Raw genomic sequence first — 26,763 nt, forward strand, 5'->3', positions numbered from 1 at the left:
GACAGACCTGGTGAGGCCATGATGCCCGAGTTCGCGACCATCCTCCGGTAAACGCGGTTCTGTCTAGGATTTCGAGGGTGGGATTACTGTTCGGAACGCGTGAGTCCGATTCGCCGTGGGTCGAATCCGTGTGGACCTGCCGCAGCGAGTACGTCTCGGAGATGACCTCGGTCGCCTCCGAGACGTGGGGACTGGTGTTCTGGGAACAGGCAGGGCGCCGGTATGCGGCGATCACCGGCCCGGAGAGCCGCACCGGCACCGCGCCGGTGCCCGAGAGCGCGAGTTTCGTCGGTATCCATTTCGCGGTCGGGACCGCCCTGCGGGCGACAGCCCCGTCGACCGTGGTGGACGGCGGGATCGTGCTGCCCGATGTGACCAGCCGGACCTTCTGGCTCGACGGCGCCCATCGGGAGATACCTCGGCCCGAGGATGCCGAGGCGCTCGTCGACCGGCTCGTCCGGGATGGAGTCGTGGTCCGCGACCCTTTAGTCGCGGCGGCGCTACAGGGGATGCCGCCGGAGGTGACCGAGCGGACGTTAGAGCGCCGTTTCCGGGCGGCGACGGGACTCACGCAGGGCGCCGTCCGGCAGATCAGGCGCGCCCGCACCGCCGCCCGCCTGCTGAGCTCGGGTGATACGCCCGGCGATGTCGTCGACAAGCTCGGGTATTACGACGAGCCGCATCTCGCCCGCGCGCTGCGCCGGTATGTCGGGCGGACAGCTCAGCAACTGCGGACCCGGACCGATGACGCGATTGCGCTCGATCTCGATCAGCGCACCACGTCATATACGAGTTTGGTCACGCCGTTGGAGTAGGTCGCCGAATCCCGTACGCGCAATGTCTGCTTATCGCGGTCCGCGCGGCTGAACAGGCTCTTACCCGCACCGAGCAGTACCGGGAAGACGAGCAGGTTGTAGCGGTCGATCAGATCGGCATCCGACAGGCACCTGGCCAATTCGGCACTGCCGTGGATGTAGATCGCGCCGCCTTCGGTCTGCTTGAGCTCCGCGATGTCGTCCGCCGAGCGCAGGATCGTGATCGGCCCCCACCCGTCGATCAGCGCATCGTCGGCCAAGCTCGCGGAGACGACGTATTTGGGCAGGTCCTTGTACGCGGCGTGATCCACGGAATCGCGCCAGATCGGGGCGAACGCCTCGTAGCTGCGGCGGCCGAACATCAACGCGGAGGTATCGGCGAGTTCCTCGCTCTTGAGCGAGTACGCCTCGGGCACGAACTCGGTGTCCATCACCCAGCCACCGCTGCGATGCCCCTCGACCTTGCCGCCCGGCGAGTCCACGACGCCGTCCAGCGACATGAAGCCGGTGTAGACGAGTTCGCGTGTCATCAGTTCCTCCTAGTTGTCAAGCACTCGAGCGTGCCGGTGATCAGCCTAGAAACCGCCGCCGCCGGTGTCTTGGACGAAACCGACACAGTCGGCCGGGACACGAAACGCCGGGCACATCGACTACGACCAGGCGTGCGACTCCGGCGCTGTCCGACACCGCAATCACGCATCGCCGCGCCCGACAACGGAACTACCGTTAGCGAGAAGTTTCATATCCGAGCCGCCTTCCGGTGGGCGAACCCACCCAGGCGCTGTTCGATGGCCACAGCTGTGCGCGGTCGCGCTGGTCGCGAAGCGCGCACTAGGCTGGCACGAACTATCGGACGAGCGGAAAGCATCTGATTTGAGCAACTATCCGAGCTACCAGCAGCCATCCCCGCATCAGGCCCCGAACAGACGACTGTTCGTCATCCTGACTCCGTTTCTGGTGCTGCTCGTGGTCGCCGCAGCAGCGGGCATCGGATTGTTGGCCCGCCCCGCGGTGGCCGATAAGATCCCCGGTGTCGCGACAGTGGCCAACAATAGCTCCATCCCCGCGAACGTCTCGGCCGACGGCTCGGTCCTGGTCGGCTCACCGGACGCGCAAGTCACCGTCCGCGTGGTCATGGACCTGCAATGCCCCGCCTGCAAAGCCTTCGAGCAGGCCAACGGCGAGGTGCTGGAGGAATCCGTCGACAACGACACCGCCGCAGTGGAGTACAGCGTCATCACCTTCCTCGACCGCATGAGCACCACCGAGTACTCCTCCCGCGCCGGTAACGCGTCGTTCTGCGTCGCGAACTCCGGCGTGGACAATTACCAGACCTGGCTCTCGGATATGTTCACCCTCCAGCCGAGCGAGGGCGGCAGTGGCCTGCCCGACAGCGCACTGATCGATATCGCCGAATCCGCGGGCTACACCGATCCCGCAGTGGCCGAATGCATCACCGAACGCCGGTACGACGCCTATCTGCGCACGAAGACCGACGAGGTACTGAACAGCGGCGTGCACTCCACCCCGACCGTAACCGTGAACGGTGAGCGGGTAACCGACACCGCCGCCCTGATGGGCCGCAACGGCCTCGCCGCCGTCATCGCGGCCGCGCGCTGAACCAACCGTCCCACAGCGCAGGGCACGCCACCTCGATGACGGCTTGGTTGCCCGGATTTCGCTCGCCTCGACGCCGAAGCCCCTGTTACCTCCCACGGGTGGATCATCCGTCAGAGGTAACAGGCGGCGGACGGCAGATATCAGACGAAGGCGCGCTCGATGACGGCGCCGGTGTCGACCCCGGTCGGCAGGGTGCCGAACGCGATACCCCAGTCGTCGCCGAGCCGAGTGGCACAGAAGGCGTCGGCGACGGCGGCGTGGCCGTGGCGCACCAGCTGCGCACCCTGCAGCACCAGCGCCATCAGCTCGACAACGCGCCGTGCGCGGTATTCGATATCGGCGAGATCCGACAGTTCCTTGCCGACCCTCGCGATCGCGTCGTCGAGCCGGGGATTCGCGCCCTTCGCCAGAGTCACCTCATTGAAGTACGCCTCGACGGTCTCCGGCTGGCGCCCCATAGCACGCAACGCATCCAGTGCCGCGACATTGCCAGACCCCTCCCAGATGGACATCAGCGGCGCCTCCCGATACAGCCGGGGCATACCCGATTCCTCGGCATACCCGTTACCGCCGAGGCATTCCAGCGCCTCGGCCGCATGCGCGGGCGCCCGTTTGCACACCCAGTACTTGGTGACCGCCAAGGCAATGCGCCGCAGTGCCGCCTCGGCTGGGTCCGAGGTCGCCCGGTCGGTGGCCCCGGCAAGGCGCATCATCACCGTGGTCGCCGCCTCGGATTCGATCACCAGATCGGCCAGCACATTGCGCATAGCGGGCTGATCGATCAGCTTGGCGCCGAAGGCTTCCCGATGCCTGGCGTGGTGCACCGCGTAGACCGTGCTCGACCGCATACCGGTTGCCGAGCCGATCACACAGTCCAGCCTGGTCATATTCACCATTTCGATAATGGTCTTGACCCCGGCGCCTTCCGCGCCGACCAACCAGCCGATGGCGTTCTCGTACTCGATCTCCGAAGAGGCATTGGACTTGTTGCCCAGCTTCTCTTTGAGGCGTTGGATCCGGATCGGATTGCGCGTGTCGTCCGGTAACACCCGTGGCAACAGGAAACAGGACAGCCCGCCCGGCGCCTGGGCCAGCGTGAGGAACATATCCGACATGGGGGCGGAAGTGAACCACTTGTGCCCGACGATCCGGTACGAACCGTCCGGCTGCGGTGTCGCGGTGGTGGTGTTGGCGCGGACATCCGAGCCACCCTGCTTCTCGGTCATCGACATGCCCGCGATGAGCCCGGCCTTGGTGGACGGCTCGCGTAGGCCGAATTCATAGCTGCGGGAGCCGAGTAGTGGTTCGTACTTCGCCGCCAGCTCGCGATTGTGCCGCAACGCGGGCACCACCGCGTACGTCATCGAGATCGGGCACATATGCCCCGCCTCGGCCGCACCCCAGGTATAGAACTTCGCCGCGCGCGCCACATGCGCACCCCGGCGCTCGTCCAGCCATGGTGAGCCGTGCAGACCGTACTCGACCGCGACGCGCATCAGATCGTGCCAATGCGGATGGAACTCGACCTCGTCGATACGGTGGCCATAGCGATCATGGGTGCGCAGCACCGGTGGGTACTCGTTGGCCAGCCTGCCCCATTCCTGCGCCTCGGCACCGCCTGCGAGCGCGCCGAGTTCCCGCACCTCGGGTTCGGCCCAGCCGGCGCCTTCCCGGTGCAGACCCTCGATCAGCGACGGATGGCGCGCCGCATCGAAAGGCACGATGCCCGGCACCTGGTTGAAGACTTCATGCGTCTGCATCTGACACTCCTGATTCCAGCCGAGCACGGTCGGCACCCGGGTCGTCACGCACACCTAGCGCGCGTATCGAGAAAGCGATGAGCTGAGGGACGACACAGTCCCCGTGCAGGGCTTCGGCGAGCGGGCCGACCAGCACCTCGCCGATCGCGCCGACCAAGGCTGCGGCGCTGATCCTCGGTTCCTGTGGCGGTAGTTCACCCCGCGAAACCCCCTCCGCCACAGCTATTTCGAACTTCTCGGCGAATGCGCGCCGGAAGTGTAGCCGTTCACTGTCGACAGCGGCGTCGACAGGTTCGGCGAGCAGCACATAGGCCAGGTTCGGATTCTTCAGCGCACGACTCGCGAAGGTCTCCACCGCCGCGGTCACCCGTTCGAGCACCGTTCCGTTCGCACCGGCCGCCGCGACCGCGGCGACCTCACGGGCAACCACCGTCCGGAAGACCGCGCGTACCAGATCGGCCTTGCCCTCGAAGTTCTTGTAGACGGTCCCTGTGGCCACACCGGCCTCGGCCGCGACCGCGGCCATGGAAAGCGCGGCGTACCCGCCCCGAGAAAGCACTGCGGTCGCAGCCTGCACGATCAGCTCCGCCTGTGCGTCCAGACGGGCCTGCACAGCGGCGGTTCTGCGGTAAGCCACACAAGAAGTGAATCATAAATTCATTTCTTCACACAAGGGCATCACTCGTCGTATGGTCGAGCAGGTGAGCGTATTGATCGAGCGCAATGGTCCGGTGACCACTGTGATCCTGCACCGCCCCGAAGCACGCAACGCTGTCGACGGGCCGACCGCCGCCGCGCTGGCCGATGCCTTCCGCGCCTTCGATGCCGACCCCGATGCGGCGGTCGCCGTCTTATGGGGCGATGGTGGCACGTTCTGCGCGGGTGCCGACTTGAAAGCGCTCGGCACCGAGCACGCCAACCAGGTCACCGAGGATGGCGACGGGCCGATGGGACCGACTCGGATGCGGCTGTCCAAACCGGTGATCGCCGCGGTCTCCGGCTTCGCGGTGGCAGGCGGACTCGAACTCGCACTATGGTGCGACCTGCGGGTGGCCGAGCACGACAGCACCTTCGGAGTGTTCTGCCGCCGCTGGGGCGTCCCGCTGATCGACGGCGGCACCATCCGGCTACCGCGTATCGTCGGTACCGGCCGCGCGATGGACCTGGTGCTCACCGGGCGCGCGGTCGGCGCCGATGAAGCGTTGCAGATGGGGTTGGTCAATCGCGTTGTGCCTACCGGCGAGGCCCGCGCGGCCGCGGAGGAACTCGCCGCGGAACTGGCCGCGCTGCCACAGACCTGCCTGCGCTCGGACCGGATGTCGCTATTGGAACAGGATGGGATGAGCGAGGAGTCCGCGCTGCGCAACGAGTTGCGACACGGTCTGACGGCACTGGCCGACGGTGCGCTGGCAGGCGCGGCGCGCTTCACGGCAGGTGCGGGCAGGCACGGCGAACGCGCCTGAACCCGATGGCCCGCCTGAATGTCCTCGACGAGATCTTTCTGCGCACCCACCGTGGGCTCGGCACCCCGATCGCACTGCAGGGCCTGTGGCGGACAACCGACCGAGTCGACCCAGCGCTGCTGACCCGGGTGCACGATGCTCTGCGTCGCGGCCCCCTTGGACGCAGGGTAGTACCGCCACGCGTACCCGGGGCGCGACGAGCCTGGCAACCGAACATCCGCGCGTACCCTGTCGCCCACGCCACGAGTGTCCTGCCAGTCGCCGAGCTACTCGACTGGGCCGATACCCAGGGCGAGGCACTCGATCCGGAATACGGCCCCGGATGGCGGCTTTCGACCGCGATGCTCGACGACGGCGGTTCGGTCATTTCACTCACCTGCTCCCATGCGCTGGCCGATGGCCGCGCGCTGATCCTCGCAGTGGACGACGCACTATCCGGTACAGCGGGGAAACGGCCGAACCACACTGCGCGAGAATCGGATTGGTCCGACGCACGACGCCAGTGGATGACCGTGCTGCGCGGTACCGCCGCGGCGCTGCGACAGGGGATACCCTCGCTGCCGGCCGCAGCGTCCCGCGCACAAGAGCCGACGGCCACCGGCTCGGCACCGACACACAGCGCGATCCTGCAATGTTGCGCTCCGGAGTGGGAGCGCGCTGCCGCGCGACACCGCGGCACCGTCAACAGCTTGTTCATCCAGCTCGTCGCAACCGTACTGTGGCACAGCGGGTTCCCCGGCGAGACCATCGAGGCGAGCCTACCGATCGACACCCGCGAAGAACCGAGGATCGATAACGACATCGCCATGACACAGCTCGCGATCAGCAGGGCCGACACGCCCGCATCGATCCGCGCCCTTGCCCGCTCGGCCTACGCGCGCCGCATATCCGCGCCGGGTGGTATGCCCGAAGAACTGCTCCAGCTGATCCCGGACCGCTGGGCGTACGCCCTGTCCAAGGGGGCGGGCGAACGGGATATTCTGTGTTCCAATATCGGAACGCTGCCCGCCTCGGTGCGTACTCTCGGTCCACACCGCTGCACCGGTATCGCCGCCCGCGCCATCCATCCCGGCCTTTCCGCCGCACAGTTGCCACGCACCAGGCTTTCAGGCTATCTGTGCCGGATCGGAGACGACTACGTACTGAGCCTGGTGAGCTCGGATCCAGCACGGGTAGCGTCCGCTGCCGCGCTCCGCGAACTGGCCGTGCGCACGGCGATGGCTACCGGCCTGCCCGCTCGCGCGTGGTGAGATCGCCGCGCACGACCGCCGTACTGTATGCGTAGTTCCGGCCGGAACGCATCACGTCAGCGAGGCCGCGCTCATGAGTTCGGCACCGAATCAACGCGATACCCCGCCCCCACCGGCAGACTCGCGGGTGCGGCCATACCACAACCCTGCCGCGACGACCGGTAGCATTCGGCCCGCGGACCGCCGTACGAAGTCACGGCAATCGCCGAGATAGCAGTAGTTCCGTTGTCAAGTTCCGTTGTGACGTTCAGTTTCTGATGATCCACTCGACGGGAGCACGATGAACCGCAGACATTCCCATACCCTGGCCATGATCACCGCGGTGATACTGGCCATGACCGGCGCCATCGCCGCGGTCGACACACCGGCCGCCGCCGCGCCAGGGGAAGTGCGCTCCGGCGGCCTCCATCTGATCGCGTCCGTGGATTCCAATACCGTCACACCGGCAGGCGGAGACACCGCCACCGGGATCCCCTTCGCGCACACAGTCAAAGTCGCCGGAAACTACTCGGTCACCTTCGACGGGACCTCACCGCTGCGACACGGACAGATCATCGCCGGATATCTGATCGGGTGCGCTGTGAACGTCGCCGACGGCATCACGATCGGTATCGTCCCGCAGGTCAATTTCGGTGTCGGATTCGCCCCCTTTGTCGCGCTCAATCTGGCAATAGACGCACCACCCAGTATCACCGTCGGCTTTTCTCCCCAGGTCTTCATGGGGGTCGGCCTCGCAGGCCAGTTCGCGATGTTCCTGGCGCCGGGTAATGTGACCGCAGTCGTAGTCGGCGCGGCCGAACTCGATTCGGAATCAGAATTCCCCTATACTTTCGCGCACAACAACACCCCGCTGAATATCAGCGGATGCCTTTCTCCGGCTACGGCTATGCCATTCGTCACCGTCCGTGCCGACGGTATCAACAGCAGTGTGCAAACGACAGGCTACGGCGACCAATTCGTATTCTGAAGACGCATCGGCCTGCGACTTCCTGCCCTCGGAATGTCATGCGGGACCACGGTGATCGCCGCGATAGAAGTTCTTTTGCGAAGTTCCGTTGTGACGTTCTGTTCCAATGATCAACCCGACGGGAGCACGATGAACCGCAGACATTCCCATACCCTGGCCATGATCACCGCGGTGATACTGGCCATGACCGGCGCCATCGCCGCGGTCGACACACCGGCCGCCGCCGCGCCAGGGGAAGTGCGCTCCGGCGGCCTCCGTCTGATCGCGTCCGTGGATTCCAATACCGTCACACCGGCAGGCGGAGACACCGCCACCGGGATCCCCTTCGTACACTCGGTCAAGCTCTCCGGAAACTACTCGGTCGGACTCGACCGAACCTCACCGCTGCGGCACGGGCGGATCGTCGCCGGATATCTGATCGGGTGCGCCGTGAGCGTCGCCGACGGCATCTCGATCGGCCTCATCCCCGAAGTCGGTGTCGAAGCGGGCTTCGGCACCGACTTCGGTCTCGACCTGGTGCTGGAAGAACCCGAAATACCGGAGAAAGAGGAGAAAGAGCACGACATGCCCTGGGGCATGATGCAACCCCATATGCCCTGGGACATGATGCAACCCCATATGCCCTGGGACATGATGAAGCCGCATATGCCCTGGGACAAGCCTTCCTTCGGAATCAACATCGGCGGGATCACTCTCGGCGCGGGGACCGAATTCGGCGTCGTATCCGGCCTCGGCGGCCAGCTGCTGATGAGTCTGGACCCAGGTAGTGTGGTCGCGGCGGTGATCAGCACGTCTGTGCTGGACCGGGACGCGAGCTTCCCATACACCTTCACGCACACCAACACCCCGCTGAATATCAGCGGATGCCTCGCACCGGCCACGGCCATGCCATTCGTCACCGTCCTCGCCGACAGCGTCAACGGCAGCGCGCAGACAACCGGCTACGGCGACCAATTCGTATTCTGACCACCACCCGACCACAACACCGGCATTACGAAAGAAAGCAGGCCACCCCGCGATATCGAGTCCACGATGATCAGCGCGCCTCGACTCGTCCTGATGCGATGCGCTGAAGCACATCGGCGGGGACAGCGATCCCTGGAGTGAGGTCGCCGGAATCTATCGGCGCATCCCACACCTGACGCACCGGGAGCACCCCGGCCCACACGCCACCCGTTTCGATATCGGCCTCATCGTCTCTGGGGCCACCGGTGCGGATCTTCACCGATGCCTCGGTGAGATCGATGGCGAGCACTACCGTAGCGGCGAGCTCTTTCCGGTTCGGGTGTCGCACCCGAGACCAGGAGCCGGGAGCCGTGTGCTCGACGATCACGCGCAGCCCGTGCTCACGCTCGGCACGGCCGGTCACCTCCACCGCACGGCCCAGCACAACCGCACTGCGGTAGTTCATGGAGAAGTGCATCGCCGAACGGGCGTACACCACACCGTCGACCAGCGTCACCGCCACCGAGACAGCACTGCCGATCGCGGCACGCAGGTTCCCCGCGCCGGTCGATCCGTGAATGTAGAGCGTATCGCCGTCCCGCCCGTACACAGTCGGCAATACCACCGGCGTACCGTCGAGCAGCACACCGAGATGGCAGATCAGCGCGGCGTCGAGCACCGCATCCAGATCGGCGCGGTCGGTGCGCGCACGCTCCCGCAATCGGGTCGGAGTGCTGCGCGGCGTCGGGGAAAGCGGGGTCCGTGAACTGACTGGTTCGGGCATATACCCAGGATCGGGCCGCGGATGGCATCATCACAGTGCCAATTCAACTGAGTTTCAGTAGTCCACTTCGAGGAGGCTCCCGTGCTGGACGAGCTTCCCCTCATCCTGGATCGCGATTCACCGGACCCGCTCGCGGCACAGATCGCCGACCAGCTGCGCCATGCCGCGACCACCGGGGCGCTACGTAGCGGCGACCGGCTGCCCGCCACTCGCGCACTTTCCATTCAGCTCGGGGTGAGCCGTACCGTGGTGGTCGCGGCCTACGATCAACTACACGCCGAAGGCTGGATCAGCGGTAAACGTGGCTCCGGTACCTACCTGACCACCGCCCCGGCCACCCCGCCCGTACATACCGCCGCGTTCTCCGCCGCGGCGGCCGACCCGCGGCTCTACGATCTCACTCCCGGCGCCCCGTGCACCCAGGCCATCGATCCGGCCGCATGGCGCCGCGCGTGGCGAGCTGCCGCCGACCCTGCACCGCTGGTGCGCAAGAATCACGCCGGGGAACCGGAATTCCGCACAGTGGTCATGGAGCATCTGCTCCGCCACCGCGGGATCACCATGAGCGCGGGCAGCGTATTACTCGCCACCGGGGGAACCAGTTCCGCCGTAGCCGAACTGGCCGCGGCCGTGCTACATCCCGGTGCCACCGTCGCTATCGAGGACCCCGGTTACCAGCGGGCCGCCTCGGCCTTCGAAGCAGCCGGAATCGAGGTGGTCCCGGTCCCGGTAGATGCGCACGGACTGCGTACCGATCTGCTCCCGCCGGGGATCGACGCGGTCTATTGCACTCCCGCACATCAGTTTCCGCTCGGCGCACGGATGCCAGCGGTACGCAGGGTCGAACTGATCGAGCACGCACGACGATCCGGGATCGTCGTCATCGAAGACGACTACGACGGTGAACTGCGCTATAGCACCGCGCCGCTGCCATTGCTCGCCACCATGGCACCTGATGTCGTCATCCACCTGGGCACGACGAGCAAAATCCTGTCGCCGAGCCTTGGCGTCGGCTGGCTGCTCGCCGCACCGGAGATCGCCGAGGCAGTACTCACGCATCGGCAGCGCACCGGTACCAGTCCAAGCCCGGCAGGCCAGCGGGTACTGGTGGCCTTCGCCGTACATGGCGATCTGGCCAGGCACCTGCGCCGATTGCGCCGCACCCTGCCGTCACGTCGAGCGCTGGCCGTCAGCGAGCTGCGCCGCCGCGGCCTCGACGTGCGCGGCGACGACGCTGGCTCGCATATCGTGGTCCCGGTGGACTCGGCCGAGACCGAACGGCACGCACTCGCGGCCGGACAGGAACGTGGTGTGGCACTCGACGGCTTGGCCAGGCATTATCGCCGACCGGAGCGCGAGCACTTCGGGATCGCACTCGGATACACCGCGCTGCCCTGGTCGGACCTGGTCACCGCGGTTCCACTCGCCGCCGAGAGCCTCTCAGGCCCGTAGCATAGTCCGCATGAGCGGTCAGGCCCGAAGGCGGCAGCGCAGCGTAACCACGTAGGGCCCCGCTCATGCGGGAAAGGACACAGCATGAGCGAACAAGACATCTTGGCGCGCATCAAGGATCTGGTCGACCAGGAGCATCAGCTGCGCTCGCAGGCCACTCGGGGTGAGCTGGACCCGAAGACCGAGCGCAGGCGCTTGGCCGAACTCGAGGTACTACTGGATCAGGCGTGGGATCTGCTCCGGCATCGCAGGGCGGGTATCGACCTGGGCGAATCTCCGGATGGAGTCCAGACCAATTCCGTCGCGCAGGTCGAGGGCTATCTGCAGTAGGCCCGGCCGATAACCTCGGTCGCGCTCTGACGGCCACCGGGACATCGCACTGCCCGGTGTGCCGCTGACGCCCGGACATATCCCCCAGTGCCGCAGCTGTCCCCCACGTTTCCGATCAACCACACTGCTTTCGGCGCGTAGTGCCGAATTCCAGCGCGTTCATTGCTGTGCAACAGCTCTCATGGGTGCGGAAGCTCTCAGCGATGTGACAATTCTCAGTAGTGCGACAGCTCACCTGTCCCTGCCTGATCCGAGCGGACTCCTATACCATCGGCAGATGGTGGCAACAACGGAAATCACGACCGCCGACGGAATCGTCCGCGGTCACCGTGGCCGCCGCGTACTTCGCTGGCGGTCCATTCCCTACGCAGCTCCTCCGGTGGGAGAATTACGATTCCGCGCTCCGCAGCCGGTCCGGCCGTGGTCTGGTGTCCTGGATGCTACGAAGTTCACCTCCGCCGCGATGCAGCACCGAGCCGGAGCGCGAATCGGGCCGCGCGCCTACCAGCCGACCAGCGAAGACGCGCTGACACTGAATATCACCGCCCCTGCGCTGCCTGCCAGGAGCCCGCGACCGGTACTTGTCTTCATCCACGGGGGCGGCTACCTCATCGGTACCTCCGCGCTGCCCCTGTATTCGGGCACGCGGCTGGCGGAGCGCGGCGATGTGGTCGTGGTGTCACTGAATTACCGGCTCGGCACCTTCGGCTATGTCGATTTCAGCGAGTTCGGCACGCCGGACCGCCCATTCGACTCCAATCTGGGCCTGCGCGACCAGGTTGCCGCACTGCAGTGGGTGCGAACCAATATCGCGGCCTTCGGCGGCGACCCGGACAATGTGACGATCTTCGGCGAGTCTGCCGGGGCACACGCCGTGCTCAGCCTGATGGCGACTCCAGCTGCGAAAGGTCTGTTCCGCCGGGCCATCTCGCAGAGCCCGCCCGCGGACTGGGCGATTACCAAAGAGGAGGCATACGCCTTCGCTCGCCGCTGCGTCGCGGCGCTCGGCGCCACACCGGACACTGCCAACGCCGCCCTGTGCACCGCGCCTGCCAACGACATCCGCCGCGCGGTCGATCACACCCTCAGCCAGGTAGGGCGCGAGCAACCGGGGGTATTCCCCGCCTGTCCGGTCACCGACGGCGAGTTCCTGCCTCGCGCTCCTATCGACGCGATCCTCGAGGGCTCAGCACACCGGGTACCGCTGATCATCGGCACGAACCTGGAGGAAGGCGCACTGTTCGCCAAATTCGCCCCCGGTAGGCTTCCCACCACACCGGATCGGCTCCGCGCCGCGCTCACTCGCTCCGGCGCGGCCGCCGAATCGCGCATTGCCGCGGCCTATCCCGGCTATCCCGACGCGAAAGCCGCGATCCTCGCCGGCGGCGACTTCGTCTTCTGGCGGCCTTCGCTGAGCATTATGGAAGGCCACAGCCGATATGCGCCGACCTACGCCTACCGCTACGACTTCGCCCCACGAGCATTGTCCCTGGCCGGACTCGGCGCCACCCACGCGACCGACCTCATCCCGGTTTTCGGCGTCGGCAACTCCCCGTTCGGCCGGGCCCTCACCGCGGCGGGTGGCAGGCAGGGGCTGCGCGCGGTGACCGACCAGTTCCAGGACAATTGGCTCGCCTTCGCCCGCACCGGCGCCCCGCTACCATCCTGGCCCGCCTATACCGAGGCCAGAAGGTCCACCTTGATCATCGATTCCCCCACCCGCATGGAACATGATCCCGACCAAGCGAAAAGACTTGCCTGGCAGGACGTACGAGTGCCCACATTCGCCGGATAGCCACGGCGGTTCCGCACAGCGGGACAGCCGCCGGTCCGCGAGCACCGCGCGCATGGCCGCGCAAGATCTCGGCGAACCGGGTTCGGTCACCGTCGGCGGGCCGGGGCGAACCGAGCCCCGGTCCGCCGACGGTTCGTCCCGGCCCCGGATCGCTCATGCACCGCGGCGCAGCAGATAGATATCCATAATCCAACCCTTACGCGCCCGTAGCTCGGCGCGGCGGCGGACGATCTCATCACACACCACGGGCAACGGGCCCTCGATCAGGGTCTCATCCGGCATGCCGAGGTAGGCGCCCCACCAGATATGTACATCGGCATCGGACAACGTACGGAACGAACAGTCGCCGTCCAGCATCACCAGCGCGTTCTCGGCACCGAGCCCCTCCTCGCGCAAACGACGGCCGGTGGTGATCCGTACCGGTTCCCCGATACCGTGCAGCACGATGCGATGCCGTGCGGCCAAGGCCTGCGCACTGGTGATGCCAGGAATCACCTCGTGGTCGAAGCGCACCACACCGCGGTCGAGCACCCGCTCGATCATCCGCAGCGTGCTGTCGTACAGCGCGGGGTCACCCCAGACCAGAATGCCACCGACCCCGTCGACCTCGGCGAAGGCCGATTCCAGCAATGCCGACCTGCGATCGTGCCAATCCTCGACAACATCCAGATAAGCAGCGGGTGTCCGATCACGCGGGGGGTCGGCGATCGGCACCACCCGATACGGCCGGTCCAGATGCGTGTCCAGGATCGCGGTCCGCACATCGAGCAGCTCCCTGGTCGCCTCACCCTTGCCGATGACGAAGAACGTGTCCACCTGCCGCATCGCCTTGACCGCCTGCACGGTGATCTGGTCGGGATCACCGGCACCTATCCCGATGACATAGAGCTTGCGCATGGGGCCGAGCTTGCCAGGCCCGCGCACGACTAGAGTGGCCAGGCGTGGCCCATGACGCGCGCGAAACGGCTTGCTCACCCGATACCCAGTACGAGGACCTGCTGCGGCTGGTACTGGCGTCCGGCACGCACAAGGCCGATCGCACCGGGACCGGGACGCGGAGCATCTTCGGTCATCAGTTGCGCTATGACCTTTCGGCGGGCTTCCCACTGATCACCACCAAAAAGGTCCATCTGAAGTCGATCGTCTACGAGTTGCTGTGGTTTCTACGCGGTGATTCCAATATCGGCTGGCTCCACGAGCACGGTGTCTCCATCTGGGACGAATGGGCCGATACCGATGGCGAGCTCGGCCCGGTCTACGGCGTGCAGTGGCGGTCGTGGCCCGCGCCGGACGGTACCCATATCGACCAGATCGGCCAGGTCTTGCAGACACTACGCACCGATCCGGATTCCCGCCGCATGATCGTATCGGCCTGGAATGTGGCCGAGCTGGACAAAATGGCGCTGGCCCCCTGCCACGCGTTCTTCCAGTTCTATGTCGCCGATGGCACCTTGTCCTGTCAGCTCTACCAGCGCAGTGCCGATCTGTTCCTCGGTGTGCCGTTCAATATCGCCAGCTATGCGCTGCTGACCAGGATGGTCGCCCAGCAGACCGGGCTCACCCCCGGCGATTTCATCTGGACCGGCGGCGACTGCCATATCTACGACAACCACCTCGACCAGGTCACCGAGCAGCTGACCCGCGAGCCCTACCCGTTCCCGACGCTGCGCCTGCATCCCGCGCCGACCCTGTTCGACTACCGCTACCAGGACATCGAAGTGGTCGGCTACCGGCACCACCCCGCTATCAAGGCGCCGGTGGCGGTATGAGCCGCACCATAGGACTTATCTGGGCACAGACCCTGGACGGAGTGATCGGGTCGCATAATGCCATCCCCTGGCGGATACCCGAGGATATGGCGCACTTCAAGAACGTCACCTCAGGTCATCCCGTGGTGATGGGCAGAAGAACCTGGGATTCGATACCGCCCGGATCCCGGCCATTGCCCGGTCGCCGCAATATCGTGGTGACCAGACAACCCGACTGGTCGGCTGAAGGAGCCGAACGCGTCGGTTCGGTGCCAGAGGCGCTCGACCGGTGCGCACCCGATACCGTCTGGGTGGCCGGTGGCGGCCAGATCTATCGCACCGCGCTGAATTTCGCGACCGAGCTGTGCGTCACCGAGATCGATGCCACGATCGAAGGCGATGCCTTCGCGCCGCCGATCGGACCGGAATGGCAATCCGACACCCCGGAGCCTTGGCGCACGTCGAGTACGGGACTGCGCTTCCGGGTCCGGCATTACGGCCGCGCGTGATTCGCCTACCGGCGAGGAGCTCAGGGCCGGTGTCCGATAGCAGGCATCGGAGGATGCGCACCGGAACCCGAACAGATCATGCGTGACTTCCACCTGCCTGGTCGTTCGGTGGTGCTCGGCCGCCATGGTGCCGCCGCCACATCGCACAGCCTCGCCACCCGCACCGCCATCGACATACTCGGCCGTGGCGGCAACGCCGCCGACGCCGCGATCGCCGCATGCGCGGTGCAATGCGTGGTCGAGCCGGGTTCCACCGGTATCGGCGGCGACAACTTCGTTCTCTACGCGCCAACCGGAACCGGCACCGCCGAAGGTGGCAAGGTCTACGGTCTGAACGGCTCGGGGCGTGCGCCGAGCGGCCTCGACGCAGACTTCCTGCTACGGCAAGGCATCAAAAAGATCGCGCGCACCTCACCCCATGCCGTCACCATTCCGGGGGCGGTCGATTCCTGGAGCAAACTGAACAAACGTTTCGGCACCATGCCGCTGGGCGAACTGCTGCGACCAGCCATCGAATACGCCGAACACGGCTTCCCTGTCACCGAGCGCGTCGCCTTCGACTGGCGCTGCAATACAGCTGCGCTGCAGCGCGATCCGAACGCTGCCCGTATGTGGTTGACCGGAGGCACGGCACCTCGATACGGAGAGGTTTTCCAGCAACCCGAACACGCGAAGGTACTTCGCGAGATCGCGAGCAAGGGCCGCGACGGCTTCTATACCGGTTGGGTAGCCGAAGACATCGTCGATTATCTACGCGCCATGGGAGGCACCCATACGCTGGAGGATTTCGCCACCCAGGAAGCCCTCTGGGTGGATCCGATCTCATCCACCTATCAGGGGATCGAGCTGCTGGAGATCCCGCCGAGCAGCGCCGGTGTCGTCACCCTGTTGATGCTCAACATTCTGAGCGGGTTCGACCTGGCCGGATACGATCCCGTCGGGGTGGAACGATTCCATCTAGAGGCCGAGGCCACGCGCTTGGCCTTTCACGCCCGCGATACGTTCGTCGCCGATCCGACCTTCAGCGAGGTGCCGATCCGGAAACTCCTGTCGATGGGCTTCGCCGACGAACTACGATCCCGCATCGAAATGACGAAGGCGATGCGTGCGCCACATCCGGTGCGCGGTACAACCGATCGCGACACGGTGTATCTGACCGTGGTCGATGCCGAGGGTAACGCGTGTTCCTTCATCAACTCGCTGTTCTGGCCGTACGGGACCGCCTTGTGCAGCGCGGCGACCGGCGTGCTGCTGCACAATCGCGGCTGCGGCTTCAAGGTCGAGCCCGGCCACCGGAACTGCGTCGAACCATTCAAGCGACCGCTGCACACCATCATCCCGGCCATGGCGCGCAAGGACGGCGCACCGTGGCTGTCCTACGGTGTCATGGGCGGTGCGTTCCAACCGGTGGGCCAGGTCCATGTACTGACCAATATCCTCGATTTCGGGATGAACGTACAGGAAGCCCTCGACTGCGCACGCGGCTTCCACATCTCGGGCCGTTTCGAAGCCGAGCACGGTATCCGCGAAGAGGTACTGGTGGGTCTGCGCGATCTGGGGCACCGGGTCGAGCGAGCGCGAATACCGCACGGGGGCGGCCAAGCCATCCTGATGGACCGTGACAACGGGGTGCTGCACGCGGGTTCGGACCCACGCAAAGACGGATGCGCCCTCGCCTACTGAGCATTCCGCTTCGGTACTGTCGCCGGATTCGGCCGATGTGGTTCGCCGCACTGTGCCGGATCGACCGGTCCGGTACGCGCGGCCGAGAATATCGTCCTTGTGCACCGATGCTGATTCGATCGCCTGCCGCGTAGACTTAGCGCAAAGGTAAGGTCGTGCAGCACCGCGCCGACTGCGGATTGCGACGCTGGACCGGGCTGGTCGAGTACGACCGCGTGCCGCGGCAGTCTCGGGCATGCTCGTCGCCACACGGCGGCCGGGCTTTCGGCCACGCCGCTGTGTGCCTCGTCATCAGGTCGGCACAGGCTGCGGTGATCTGCGAAAGGCGGTCTCCCATGGACAAGAAATCGCTGACTGCGGTCGCGCGCCAACAGCTGAAACTGGCCGCCACCGCGACGAGCGGGCGTAGTTCACAAACCATCTACGGCGGTCATGCCTATGCCCTGCGGCAGACAGTGGTCGCTCTGACTGCCGGACAAAGTCTCGCCGAACACGATAATGCGGGTGAGGCCACCGTGCTGGTACTCAGCGGCACCCTGGTGCTGATCAGTGGCGTGAACGAATGGAAGGGGTCGACAGGCGACCTGCTCGTAGTACCGAGAGCCCGCCACAGTGTCAAAGCGGTCGATGATGTCGCGTTCCTGCTGACCGTGGCCAAGTACTGACCGGAAGCGGGATACGAGAAGTAACCGGATAGTAGCCATACGGCCGGGCCAGCCCAGTGCGCATCCGGTGATGGCACTAGTGTGTCGATCATGGGTGAGCCACAACCGATTCTCGAACCGCTCACGCCTGCCGCGATCTTCCTGGTCGCCACGATCGACGAAGGTGGCGAAGCGGCGGTGCGTGATCTGCTCGCCGATATCAACGGTATACGTCGCTCGGTGGGCTTCCGACTGCCCGGTGCCGAACTCAGCTGTATCACCTCGATCGGTTCCGCCGCATGGGATCGGCTCTTCGCCGGGCCGAAACCCGCTGAGTTGCACGAGTTCCCCGGCTTCGTCGGCGAACGCCACACTGCGCCTGCGACACCTGGCGATCTGTTGTTCCATATCAAGGCCTATGCGGCGGATGCCTGCTTCGAACTGGCCATGGCTATCGCTGAGCGACTCACCGGCGCGGCGACGATCGTGGACGAGACGGTCGGGTTCCGTTATTTCGAGCAACGCGATCTGCTCGGTTTCGTAGACGGCACCGAGAATCCCGAAGGCAGGGCAGCGAGCACCGCCGCACTGGTCGGCGCCGATGACCCGCAATTCGCCGGCGGCAGCTACGTGATCGTGCAGAAATACACCCATCCGCTGGCGGATTGGCGAGCACTGCCGGTCGAGGAGCAGGAGCGGGTGATCGGCCGCACCAAACTGGACGACTTCGAACTCTCCGACTCGGATAAGCCGGCCGATTCGCATGTGGCGGTGAATACGCTTATCGATCCGGACGGTACCGAGCGCCAGATCCTGCGGGCCAATATGCCGTTCGGCAGCGTGCGCGATGGCGAGTTCGGCACCTATTACATCGCTTACGCCGCTACCCCGAGTGTCACCGAGCGCATGCTCACTCGCATGTTCCTCGGCACCGATCAGGCTGCCTACGACCGCATCCTGGATTTCTCCGTCGCTGTCACCGGCACCTCGTTCTTCACCCCGACCGTCGATTTCCTCGACGATCTTCCTGCGGCGCCGTGGGATACCGCGGCATCCGCAGTATCTCTCGACACCGATAACGTCGGTTCGCCGGATCCGTCCGGCACCGCCACGCTTTCCGGTGACGGCGCACTCGGCATCGGCACGTTGAAAAGGAGCACCCGGTTATGAACAACCTCCATCGCGAACTGGCGCCGATCACCTCCGCGGCCTGGGCGGCCATCGAAGAGGAGGCAACACGCACCTTCAAACGGCATATCGCCGGTCGCCGTGTCGTCGACCTGTCCGGCCCGCACGGCACCGACTATTCCGCGGTCGGCACCGGACACACCACACCGATCGACGCACCTGATTCGGGTGTGCTCGCACGTCGACGAATAGTCGCGCCACTGGTCGAGCTGCGGGTACCGTTCACGCTCTCCCGTGAGGAACTGGACAATGTCGAGCGCGGCGCCCAGGATTCGGATCTCGATCCGGTGAAGGACGCCGCGAAGAAGATCGCCTTCGCCGAAGACCGGGCGATCTTCGAGGGATACCCCGCCGCGCACATCACCGGTATTCGAGACGGCTCATCCAATACGGCGATCACGCTGCCCAGCGACCCACGGCAGGTCCCTGAGGCGATTGCCCAGGCCTTGAGCGCCTTACGGCTGGCAGGTGTCGACGGCCCCTATTCGGTGTTGCTCAGCGCCGACCAGTACACCGCGGTCAGCGAGACCTCCGATCACGGCCACCCGATCCGCACCCACATCGAACGCCTGATCCCGGAGGGCGAGATCATCTGGGCGCCTGCCATCACCGGCGCGATTGTGCTCACCACCCGCGGTGGCGACTTCGATCTGCAGATCGGCCAGGACCTGTCCATCGGTTACCTGTCGCACGACGACACCTCGGTCCAGCTCTACTTCCAGCAGAGTCTGACCTTCCTGATGTACACGGCGGAAGCCGCGGTAGCACTGACGGTGTGATCCGGGTACGTCGCACCCAACGCGACTACCGGGGAGAAACGCCACAGGTGCCTACGCCGAGGACGGTAACGTGCTCGGCGTAGGCACCAGAGACAGGTAGACGAGATGACAACGGTGCGGGCGGGCGTAGTGCCGACACCGCGGGCGACGCTCTACAGTGCGCTCGGCATCCTGACGACCGTGACGATCTGCGCCGCATTCGTCGCAGCATTCGGGGTGAACCGGGTATTCACCGGATTGCTGGCCGGCTCGGTAGTCGGCGTCGCGGTGTCGGTCGCGCTGTTCACCAGGGACGCGGTGATACTCACCGACCAGGCCATCTATCGGCGTACGCCGTGGGCGGGCGACAGCATCCCATGGGATCGCGTGGTGGCAGGCCGCTTCACCCTCGACGAACACGCCCGCTGGGCGCTGGCCCTGGATCTTTGCAGTAGCGATGAAACACACGGCGAACTGATCCTGCTGTCTATACCGCCGGTGGTCCGGCCGGTCTCAGGCGCCTATGACCTACGCAAACGCGATCAAGTTACGGAGATCCGGGCGATGCTGCGCAACAAACGGATTCCGGTGACCGTACTTCCGCAGATCGCGAGCGCGTTGCAGGAACATTGGCAGATCGCACCGCCTGCCCGGTGAGGCATACCTGCGCGTTATCCGGGTGCCGCCCGCGAGTGCGTGGCCGATCACACCAAGCCATCCAGAAGCGCGACCGCCTTGGCACGGATCACGTCGAGGTCACCGAACCAGCCGAGGATGCGCAAGACCGTGTACAGGAACGCCGAACACGGGAACCGCCCAAAGCGGCACCGGCGGAAAAGAATCGAACGGAGTCGAAGTCCTCCGGCCCGGTGTCCTGATCACCGCGCAGGACTGGCCGAGCCGAGCGGATACAACGACCATGGCACCGCCTCCAGCGGTACTGCCACAACAGATCGGTCCATCCGGCTGGTCTTGGATCCGGTAGTGAACTCGGGGTCGGTCCCTATGATCACCCGGCCCTCACTGTTGACAAGCACTACCCGCTGATCGAATGCCTGGAAACAGGGAAGCAACGCCGCCTCGATCGCGGTGACCGGCACATCGGCACCGGCGACACCGAGAAAAGTTCCCGATCCGGACGTGACCGGTATCGCGAACGTACAGACGTACTCATCGGTACACGCGTAATCGAGATACGGCCCGTGCACCCATCGGCGGCCCTGATCACGAGGGACCACGAACCAGTCCATACCGGTGTAGTCGTAGAAATACTCACTGTCGGGATTCAACTCCAGCAGCAGGCGTCGCAACCCGCCCTTGACATCAGGAAGCCACCATTCCACGTGCCTGGGACGATCCTCGAGCACACTATCGGCCAACACGACGCCAGCACCGTTGAACAGCTTTTCGTGCCGCGCGAGCTCATCGGCAATGGTTTCGCGCAGCGGCGCCACGTCGCTCGCCCCTGGAGCAGACCCCAGCCGCTCGGTAAGCCGATCCCAGAGAATCGTCAACGCGGCTCCGATCTCGGCCAGCGACGAGTAGACCTCGTCGACCAGCTCGGTGACCGCAGCGGTGAGCGCCCCGATTGTCACCGGGGCGGCAAAGTCATCGGTGTCCCTCAACGATCGCGGAGCTCCAAACGTAGGGCGACAAGGCGGCGGATACGTGCCTCTATATGTGATTGTGCCAGCTCCCGCGCCCTGGCATCATCTTCCCCTTCGATCGCGTCCATCAGGTCATGATGAGCGACCGCTTCATATGCCGGGACCAGGGCCAGCTGTGGCAGCCAGAGCAGGTCGGAAAGTTCGACCTGCAAACCGACTTCGGCACGAGTCAATCGGGTCGACTGGGCGCACACCGCCATCTCGATATAGAAGCGGCTGTCGATCCGACGCGCCGAGACGCGGTCGACACTCTCCCGCAGCCGATCGATCAGGCCACGAAGCCGTTCCATATCCTCCGGCAACCCACGCCGTGTCGCGAAAACAACAGCCGTCCCGGTGATGGCGAAATGCTCGTCCCCCAGATCGCGCAGCTCCCGGATACTCATCCGCTGCAACCGCGTCAGCGAGGTGTCCTCCAGCACTCCCGCCGAACCATGGATAAAGCTGCCACCCCCACGTCCACGCTTGGTGTGCACGATTCCTTGCTGTCGGAGCACAGCCAGCGCTTCTCGCAGGGTCATCGTCGATACCCCCAACTGATCAGCGAGAACCGTCTCACTCGGCAACTGTTGACCGTCGACCATTACGCCGAGACTGATCGCCGCGGACAGCCTCTGCACCACGGCCTCGGTCCTCGGACCACTGCCCTCCAACGGAGACAGCACCGCACCGAGTGCGGTCAATCCGACTCTCTTCTGCTGAGACACAACGACTCCTCGACAATGGGGCCGCCAATTCCGACCGATCAAGAATTCAACTAATAACTATGAACTGTGAAGTTATATGAACAATACCTGTAGCGCGACCGGTATCAGATACTGGCAACTTTTCCCGGTCCTCGCGGAGCCACCGTCACAGCACCACCTCCTGGGCCGACGAACTTTAACGAAACAATTACGGAGGAAATTCTTGAACTATGAAATCTGATGTCTTATGTTCAAAAGACGGAAGAAGTTGGTCTCCAGGCACTGCGCCGCCGCGTATCAACTCGATCAGGAACTCTTCGGGTCGAAGACCCCGATCAGCCCGGAAGAGTATCCGCGAGGAGATAGCCGCGACGGCGGTGTACCACACGACGAGACGATGACAGATAACCGAATGCGGCCGCTGGAGCACGACCGCAACCTGCCCGAGGTGGAGATACTACGACGGAGTGCCGACAATGGATGATACGCATCAGACGGAAGTCGATGGACTGCGCGCAACGTGGCACGTGGACCGTCATCATCTGATCACAATTGTCACCGTGGACAATAAATCCGACACTTCGCCCATAGCGTCCTTCGGTCCCGGGAACTACCCAGATCTCGCACAGGCGCGAGAACTCTTTCCGGGACTGACGAAGCTATGGGATGCGGTGCGCCACGAATTCTGGAGGAAACTCATTCCGCCCCCTACGCCCAGAGAGCGGGCGGCATAACTCCGGAATCGACCCGCCCGGGCAGGTCTCCGCATGTCACACTGCCCCCACTCGGATCAGTCAGCTCAGGTCGACGCCACCGTCCTTTTCCGGCCACACGGCCTGCACCACCGAGATAATCCTGCGTCTGCACCGGCTCCCGAGGAGATCCCGCCGGCCGAAGGGCGATGATCATGCCCTCGACCGGCGGTTCTGGTACGGCTACTCCGCGATGACGATCGTGATCTCGTCGCCGGCCGCATCAGTCGAATCGCCTGGCGCGACGAACCAGTGGGTCACCTCGCCATCGGTCAGATCACTGCCGAGATCGTCGCTCGGCAGGACCGAGACAGCGCCGGTAGTGGCCGCGGCCAAGAACTCCAGCAGGGCCGCACGGCCGGAAATAGCGGTGGTGAACGTGGTCGACTCGTAGTCGATCTCGTACTCCTCGCATACCCGTTCGGACTGGTCGAGCGCCTCGGTCTGGGAGAGCACAACGACCTCGTCCGCCGCGACGACGACAAACGCCGGGTGCTCGGCACCGAGCGGGCGTACCCGATCGGCGTAGGACACCGGATGCGCCGGTGCCGCGGCCAGGTCCTGCTCCACCTGCGGATCGCCGAGCGCCACCCAGTGGATCCCGCCGTCGGCTCTCGGGTCGAGCGTGATCCCGTACGCGGCACCCGCGGCGGATAGCTCATCCGCCGTGAGACCCTCAGCGAACAGGCACGCCGCACCGGCCTTCTGCACCGCCCACACCGCGACGACCTGGTCCACCGAGCGGGCGAGCGCGACCGCGACGATATCGCCTGGGCCTGCCCCTCGTTCGATCAGCAGCCTGGCCAGCTGCGCGGAACGCCGATCCAGCACGTGGTAGGCGATCTCCTCATCGCCTACCAGCAGTGCGAGCGCTTCCGGATCTTCCTCGACGACCTCGGCGAGCACCTTGGCTACCGTCCTCGCGCCTACCCGGCCGACCTGCTCCGATACAGAAGCCGGTGCCGCGACCCCGGATTCGGCCAGCAGCCGAGCCCGTTCCTCGGTATCCATGATGTCGATCTCCCCGACCGAGACCTCAGGATCGCCGTACAGCGCCTCCAGCACCCGGACCAATCGCCGCGCGAGAGTCTCCACTTCTTCCGCGGTGAACCGGCTGGCCAGATACTTCAGGGTGAGCTCGATCCTCGACTCCGCGACCACCAGCAGCGTCATCGGGTAATGCGTTGCATCGTTGACGCCGACACCGGTCACCGACATGCCATCGATCGAGCTGGCTGCCGAAATCGCTTCCTTGTCGATCGGATACGACTCGAACACCAGCAAGGTGTCGAACAGCGGCACAGCGCCGGTGGAGCGCCCGCCTCCGGCATGCGATTGCCACGCCCGCTGGATATCGGTGAGCCCGACATAGTGATGCTCCAGCAAGCCCGCCTGGTCGCTCTGCAGCCGTTGCAGCAACGTGCCGACGGTTTCGCGGTCATCGAGCCGCAACCGGACCGGCAGCGTGTTGATGAACAGACCCACCATCGACTCGACACCGGGCAGCTCGGCCGGACGGCCGGACACCGTCGCCCCGAACACCACATCGCCACGGCCGGTGAGCCTGCCGAGCAGGATGCCCCAGGCCGCCTGCACCATCGTGTTCACCGTGACACCGAGCTCGGCGGCATGCTTGGTGAGCCGCCTGGTGCGGTCGGCATCGATCTCGACGACCAGCTTGCCGATCTCGTAGTTCTCCGCGGTCCGTGGCTGCGGAGCCAGCTGCGTGGGTTCGGTGACCCCGTCCAGCGCGGCCGACCACGCCCGCAGCGAAGCATCCCGGTCGTGTCCGGCCAGCCAGCCGAGGAAATTCCGGTAGGAGGTCACCCGCGGTAGCGCGGTCTGGTCACCGCGGACCGCATACAGCACCAGCAGGTCCCGCATGAGCAACGGCATCGACCAACCGTCCAGCAGGATGTGGTGGGTGGTGATGGCCAGATGCCACTGCGTGGCGTCGCTGCGGAACAGCGTGAACCGCAGCAACGGCGGGGTGGCCATATCGAAGTGTGTCGCCTGATCGGCCGCGACCTGCCTGCGCAGTTCCTCGTTCCGCTGCTCGGCGGGCAGATCGGTGAGATCGACTTCGCGCCACGGCACATCGACCCGATCCAGCACTACCTGCACGGCATGTCCCTCGGAGTCGGCGACGAACGCGGTGCGCAGGTTCGGGTACCGGTCGAGGATGCCCTGCGCCGCTTCCCGCAGTCGCACCGCGTCCACCGTGCCACCGAGATCCACCACGGCCTGCATGGTGTACACATCCACGGTCGACTGGGTCAGCAACGCGTGGAACAGCAGACCCGACTGCAGCGGCGAGAGCGGCCATACCTCGGCGAGTGCCGGATAATCGCGTTCCCACTGCGTGATATCGCGCTGACGCACCTGGACCAACGGCAGATCCGATGGGGTGAGGCCACCGGCATCCTGCCGTCGCACATGCGCGGCAAGCGCGGTGAGCGCCTCGACCCAGAGATCGGCGAACTCCTTGACCTGTTCTTTGATCAGCAGACCGGTCGGGAAGGCGAACGACGCGCCGAGCTGTGGCCCTTCGGCCCCCTCTGTGACGATCGCGTTGATGTCGATCGCCGCGTTGGCGGGCATATCGAGGTCGAGATCGACATCCAGTGTGCCGAGGTCGGCCACCGGTACCCAGCCGATCTCGGCGAGCTGCTCGGGAATTTCTCCTGCCGATACCCGGCCCAGGTAGTTGAAGCTGATCTGGGGGGCATCCGCACCCGAATCGGCGAGGATCGCCGCGGTTTCCTGGTTCAGCTGCCGCAGCAGTCCGTATCCGAGGCCCTTATCGGGTATCGCGAGCAGCTGTTCCTTGACCTCTTTCACGATCTCGCCCAGTGCGGTGCCGCCTGCGAAGGCGTCGGCCAGATCGACATCGGCCAGCTCCAGCCGAACCGGATAAGCGGTGGTGAACCAGCCAACGGTGCGCGACAGATCCGCGCCGGGTACCACGTCTTCTTCACGACCGTGGCCCTCCAGCTTGACCAGCACCGCACGCTGACCATCCGCGGTGCTGTGCGCTGCGGCCTGCTTGCCTGGCAGCGAACCTTCGCCACGCCAGCGGACAACCGCCAGCGCCAGCGCGGACAGCAAACCGTCGTTCACCCCGCCGCGGTAGCGCGCGGGGACGGCGGTGAGCACCGCGTCGGTGACCTCGGCGGGCACCGTGACCTCGACTCGTTCGACGGTCGCGAAGGTATCGACCGCCGGATCGAATGCCCGTGCGCCGAGCAGCGGGTCCGGTGTGTCCAGAACCTGCTGCCAGAACGGCAGTTCCGCCACCCGTTGCGGGGCGTGCGCCGCCTCGACCAGGCTGTGCGCCCAGCGCCGCATCGAGGTGCCACCGGCAGGCAATGCCACCGGCTGCGCGGCGACCAGCTGCGACCAGGCGAGCGCGAAATCCGGGATCAGGATGCGCCAGGACACACCATCGACCACGAAGTGGTGCGCGACGATCAACAGCACATCGCGCCGCGGGCCGCTGCGCTCCGCTGCGGCTGCCGTTTCCTGGTTCGCCTGTGCCGCGCCGAAGGCGAACCAGACGAACTGCGCCATAACGGTATTCGCCGGATCGAGTCGGCCCAGCGCCGCATCCAGTGCCGCGGTAGCGGTCTCGGCCAGCTCCGCGTCGTCGACGTCGGCAGCCAATTCGACCCGATGCACCAGGGCATCGACGTCGACCGCGGCCTGCGGCAGCGCCTCGAATGCCCAATCGGTATCGGTGCGGCGCAGGCGCGAACGGAGCACGTCGTGGTGGCCGAATACCGCCGCGATCGTGGCGACCAGGGTTTCCCGGTCGATGTTCTCCGGCAACCGCAGCGCCATGGTCTGGGAGAACCGCTGGTAGGTGGAGCCGCCTGCGAGGATCTGCCGCAGGATCGGAGTCAGCGGAATCTCACCGATACCGCCACCCGGCAGCTCCGGCAAGGTCA

At 65.5% G+C, this 26,763-nt stretch carries 24 protein-coding genes; 16 read left to right on the forward strand and 8 right to left on the reverse strand.

Annotated features, from left to right (window positions below; genetic code table 11):
• The first annotated feature begins 77 nt into the window (after positions 1 to 77).
• Complete coding sequence (locus ACL02S_RS18600; protein WP_412803712.1) at positions 78 to 815, forward strand: helix-turn-helix domain-containing protein; 738 nt, start codon at positions 78 to 80, stop codon at positions 813 to 815.
• Here the strand turns inward: ACL02S_RS18600 and ACL02S_RS18605 are convergent.
• Positions 770 to 1,345 carry a dihydrofolate reductase family protein gene (locus ACL02S_RS18605; RefSeq protein WP_412803713.1) on the reverse strand — a complete coding sequence of 192 codons (576 nt, stop codon included), beginning with the start codon at positions 1,343 to 1,345 and terminating at the stop codon, positions 770 to 772. The two genes, ACL02S_RS18600 and ACL02S_RS18605, sit on opposite strands and share 46 nt — an antisense overlap.
• Before the next feature lie 343 nt (positions 1,346 to 1,688).
• On the opposite strand from ACL02S_RS18605, the gene ACL02S_RS18610 reads away from it, so the two are divergent.
• Entirely contained in the window at positions 1,689 to 2,435 is a 747-nt protein-coding gene (locus tag ACL02S_RS18610; RefSeq protein WP_412803714.1) for a DsbA family protein, read from the forward strand.
• 140 nt (positions 2,436 to 2,575) lie between these two features.
• Here the strand turns inward: ACL02S_RS18610 and ACL02S_RS18615 are convergent, their stop codons facing one another.
• Positions 2,576 to 4,195 (reverse strand): acyl-CoA dehydrogenase family protein, encoded by a 1,620-nt coding sequence (locus tag ACL02S_RS18615; RefSeq protein WP_412803715.1) that lies wholly within the window; start codon positions 4,193 to 4,195, stop codon positions 2,576 to 2,578.
• On the reverse strand, positions 4,182 to 4,832 hold the full coding sequence (locus tag ACL02S_RS18620) for a TetR/AcrR family transcriptional regulator (protein ID WP_412803716.1): 651 nt from the start codon (positions 4,830 to 4,832) through the stop codon (positions 4,182 to 4,184). The genes ACL02S_RS18615 and ACL02S_RS18620 overlap by 14 nt, the downstream gene beginning before the upstream one ends.
• A 52-nt stretch (positions 4,833 to 4,884) precedes the next feature.
• On the opposite strand from ACL02S_RS18620, the gene ACL02S_RS18625 reads away from it, so the two are divergent.
• From ACL02S_RS18625 to ACL02S_RS18640, 4 genes are all read left to right on the forward strand, one after another.
• A complete protein-coding gene (locus ACL02S_RS18625; protein ID WP_412803717.1) occupies positions 4,885 to 5,658 on the forward strand; it encodes a crotonase/enoyl-CoA hydratase family protein in 774 nt (257 codons plus the stop codon).
• 5 nt (positions 5,659 to 5,663) lie between these two features.
• Complete coding sequence (locus ACL02S_RS18630; protein ID WP_412803718.1) at positions 5,664 to 6,908, forward strand: hypothetical protein; 1,245 nt, start codon at positions 5,664 to 5,666, stop codon at positions 6,906 to 6,908.
• A gap of 280 nt (positions 6,909 to 7,188) precedes the next feature.
• Positions 7,189 to 7,875 carry an MspA family porin gene (locus ACL02S_RS18635; protein ID WP_412803719.1) on the forward strand — a complete coding sequence of 229 codons (687 nt, stop codon included), beginning with the start codon at positions 7,189 to 7,191 and terminating at the stop codon, positions 7,873 to 7,875.
• Positions 7,876 to 8,004: 129 nt separating this feature from the next.
• The gene (locus ACL02S_RS18640; protein WP_412803720.1) at positions 8,005 to 8,841 is read left to right on the forward strand and encodes an MspA family porin; all 837 of its coding nucleotides are present in this window, start codon (positions 8,005 to 8,007) and stop codon (positions 8,839 to 8,841) included.
• A 70-nt stretch (positions 8,842 to 8,911) separates the two neighbouring features.
• On the opposite strand, the gene ACL02S_RS18645 is transcribed toward ACL02S_RS18640, so the two are convergent.
• Complete coding sequence (locus tag ACL02S_RS18645; protein WP_412803721.1) at positions 8,912 to 9,604, reverse strand: pyridoxamine 5'-phosphate oxidase family protein; 693 nt, start codon at positions 9,602 to 9,604, stop codon at positions 8,912 to 8,914.
• A gap of 81 nt (positions 9,605 to 9,685) precedes the next feature.
• Between ACL02S_RS18645 and pdxR the strand changes: the two genes are divergently transcribed.
• The 3 genes from pdxR to ACL02S_RS18660 all read left to right on the forward strand — a co-directional run bounded on the left by pdxR (position 9,686) and on the right by ACL02S_RS18660 (position 13,181).
• Positions 9,686 to 11,056: a MocR-like pyridoxine biosynthesis transcription factor PdxR gene (gene pdxR / locus ACL02S_RS18650; protein ID WP_412803722.1), complete on the forward strand. Its 1,371-nt coding sequence runs from the start codon at positions 9,686 to 9,688 to the stop codon at positions 11,054 to 11,056.
• Positions 11,057 to 11,140: 84 nt separating this feature from the next.
• Entirely contained in the window at positions 11,141 to 11,386 is a 246-nt protein-coding gene (locus ACL02S_RS18655; RefSeq protein WP_412803723.1) for a DUF2630 family protein, read from the forward strand.
• A 277-nt stretch (positions 11,387 to 11,663) separates the two neighbouring features.
• On the forward strand, positions 11,664 to 13,181 hold the full coding sequence (locus tag ACL02S_RS18660; protein ID WP_412803724.1) for a carboxylesterase/lipase family protein: 1,518 nt from the start codon (positions 11,664 to 11,666) through the stop codon (positions 13,179 to 13,181).
• 153 nt (positions 13,182 to 13,334) lie between these two features.
• Here the strand turns inward: ACL02S_RS18660 and cobF are convergent, their stop codons facing one another.
• Entirely contained in the window at positions 13,335 to 14,078 is a 744-nt protein-coding gene (cobF, locus tag ACL02S_RS18665; RefSeq protein WP_412803725.1) for a precorrin-6A synthase (deacetylating), read from the reverse strand.
• Between the two features lie 44 nt (positions 14,079 to 14,122).
• Between cobF and ACL02S_RS18670 the strand changes: the two genes are divergently transcribed.
• From ACL02S_RS18670 to ACL02S_RS18700, 7 genes are all read left to right on the forward strand, one after another.
• Positions 14,123 to 14,950 (forward strand): thymidylate synthase, encoded by an 828-nt coding sequence (locus ACL02S_RS18670; protein WP_412803726.1) that lies wholly within the window; start codon positions 14,123 to 14,125, stop codon positions 14,948 to 14,950.
• Entirely contained in the window at positions 14,947 to 15,438 is a 492-nt protein-coding gene (locus ACL02S_RS18675) for a dihydrofolate reductase (protein ID WP_412803727.1), read from the forward strand. The genes ACL02S_RS18670 and ACL02S_RS18675 overlap by 4 nt, the downstream gene beginning before the upstream one ends.
• A gap of 78 nt (positions 15,439 to 15,516) precedes the next feature.
• Positions 15,517 to 17,121 carry a gamma-glutamyltransferase gene (ggt, locus tag ACL02S_RS18680; RefSeq protein ID WP_412803728.1) on the forward strand — a complete coding sequence of 535 codons (1,605 nt, stop codon included), beginning with the start codon at positions 15,517 to 15,519 and terminating at the stop codon, positions 17,119 to 17,121.
• A 335-nt stretch (positions 17,122 to 17,456) separates the two neighbouring features.
• Positions 17,457 to 17,786, forward strand: coding sequence for a cupin domain-containing protein (locus ACL02S_RS18685; RefSeq protein ID WP_412803729.1), 330 nt, complete (start codon positions 17,457 to 17,459; stop codon positions 17,784 to 17,786).
• A gap of 90 nt (positions 17,787 to 17,876) precedes the next feature.
• Positions 17,877 to 18,935 carry a Dyp-type peroxidase gene (locus ACL02S_RS18690; protein ID WP_412803730.1) on the forward strand — a complete coding sequence of 353 codons (1,059 nt, stop codon included), beginning with the start codon at positions 17,877 to 17,879 and terminating at the stop codon, positions 18,933 to 18,935.
• Positions 18,932 to 19,732 carry a family 1 encapsulin nanocompartment shell protein gene (locus tag ACL02S_RS18695; protein WP_412803731.1) on the forward strand — a complete coding sequence of 267 codons (801 nt, stop codon included), beginning with the start codon at positions 18,932 to 18,934 and terminating at the stop codon, positions 19,730 to 19,732. The genes ACL02S_RS18690 and ACL02S_RS18695 overlap by 4 nt, the downstream gene beginning before the upstream one ends.
• Positions 19,733 to 19,837: 105 nt before the next feature.
• Positions 19,838 to 20,368 (forward strand): hypothetical protein, encoded by a 531-nt coding sequence (locus ACL02S_RS18700; RefSeq protein WP_412803732.1) that lies wholly within the window; start codon positions 19,838 to 19,840, stop codon positions 20,366 to 20,368.
• A gap of 221 nt (positions 20,369 to 20,589) precedes the next feature.
• Here the strand turns inward: ACL02S_RS18700 and ACL02S_RS18705 are convergent, their stop codons facing one another.
• The 3 genes from ACL02S_RS18705 to ACL02S_RS18715 all read right to left on the reverse strand — a co-directional run.
• Positions 20,590 to 21,336: a cache domain-containing protein gene (locus ACL02S_RS18705; RefSeq protein WP_412803733.1), complete on the reverse strand. Its 747-nt coding sequence runs from the start codon at positions 21,334 to 21,336 to the stop codon at positions 20,590 to 20,592.
• A complete protein-coding gene (locus ACL02S_RS18710; protein ID WP_412803734.1) occupies positions 21,333 to 22,085 on the reverse strand; it encodes a FadR/GntR family transcriptional regulator in 753 nt (250 codons plus the stop codon). Before ACL02S_RS18710 ends, ACL02S_RS18705 begins: the two co-directional genes overlap by 4 nt.
• 914 nt (positions 22,086 to 22,999) lie before the next feature.
• A partial coding sequence (locus tag ACL02S_RS18715) for a condensation domain-containing protein (RefSeq protein WP_412803735.1) occupies positions 23,000 to 26,763 on the reverse strand: 3,764 nt, incomplete at its 5' end.

Origin of the sequence: Nocardia spongicola, assembly GCF_047200775.1 — a bacterium.
GTDB lineage: Bacteria > Actinomycetota > Actinomycetes > Mycobacteriales > Mycobacteriaceae > Nocardia.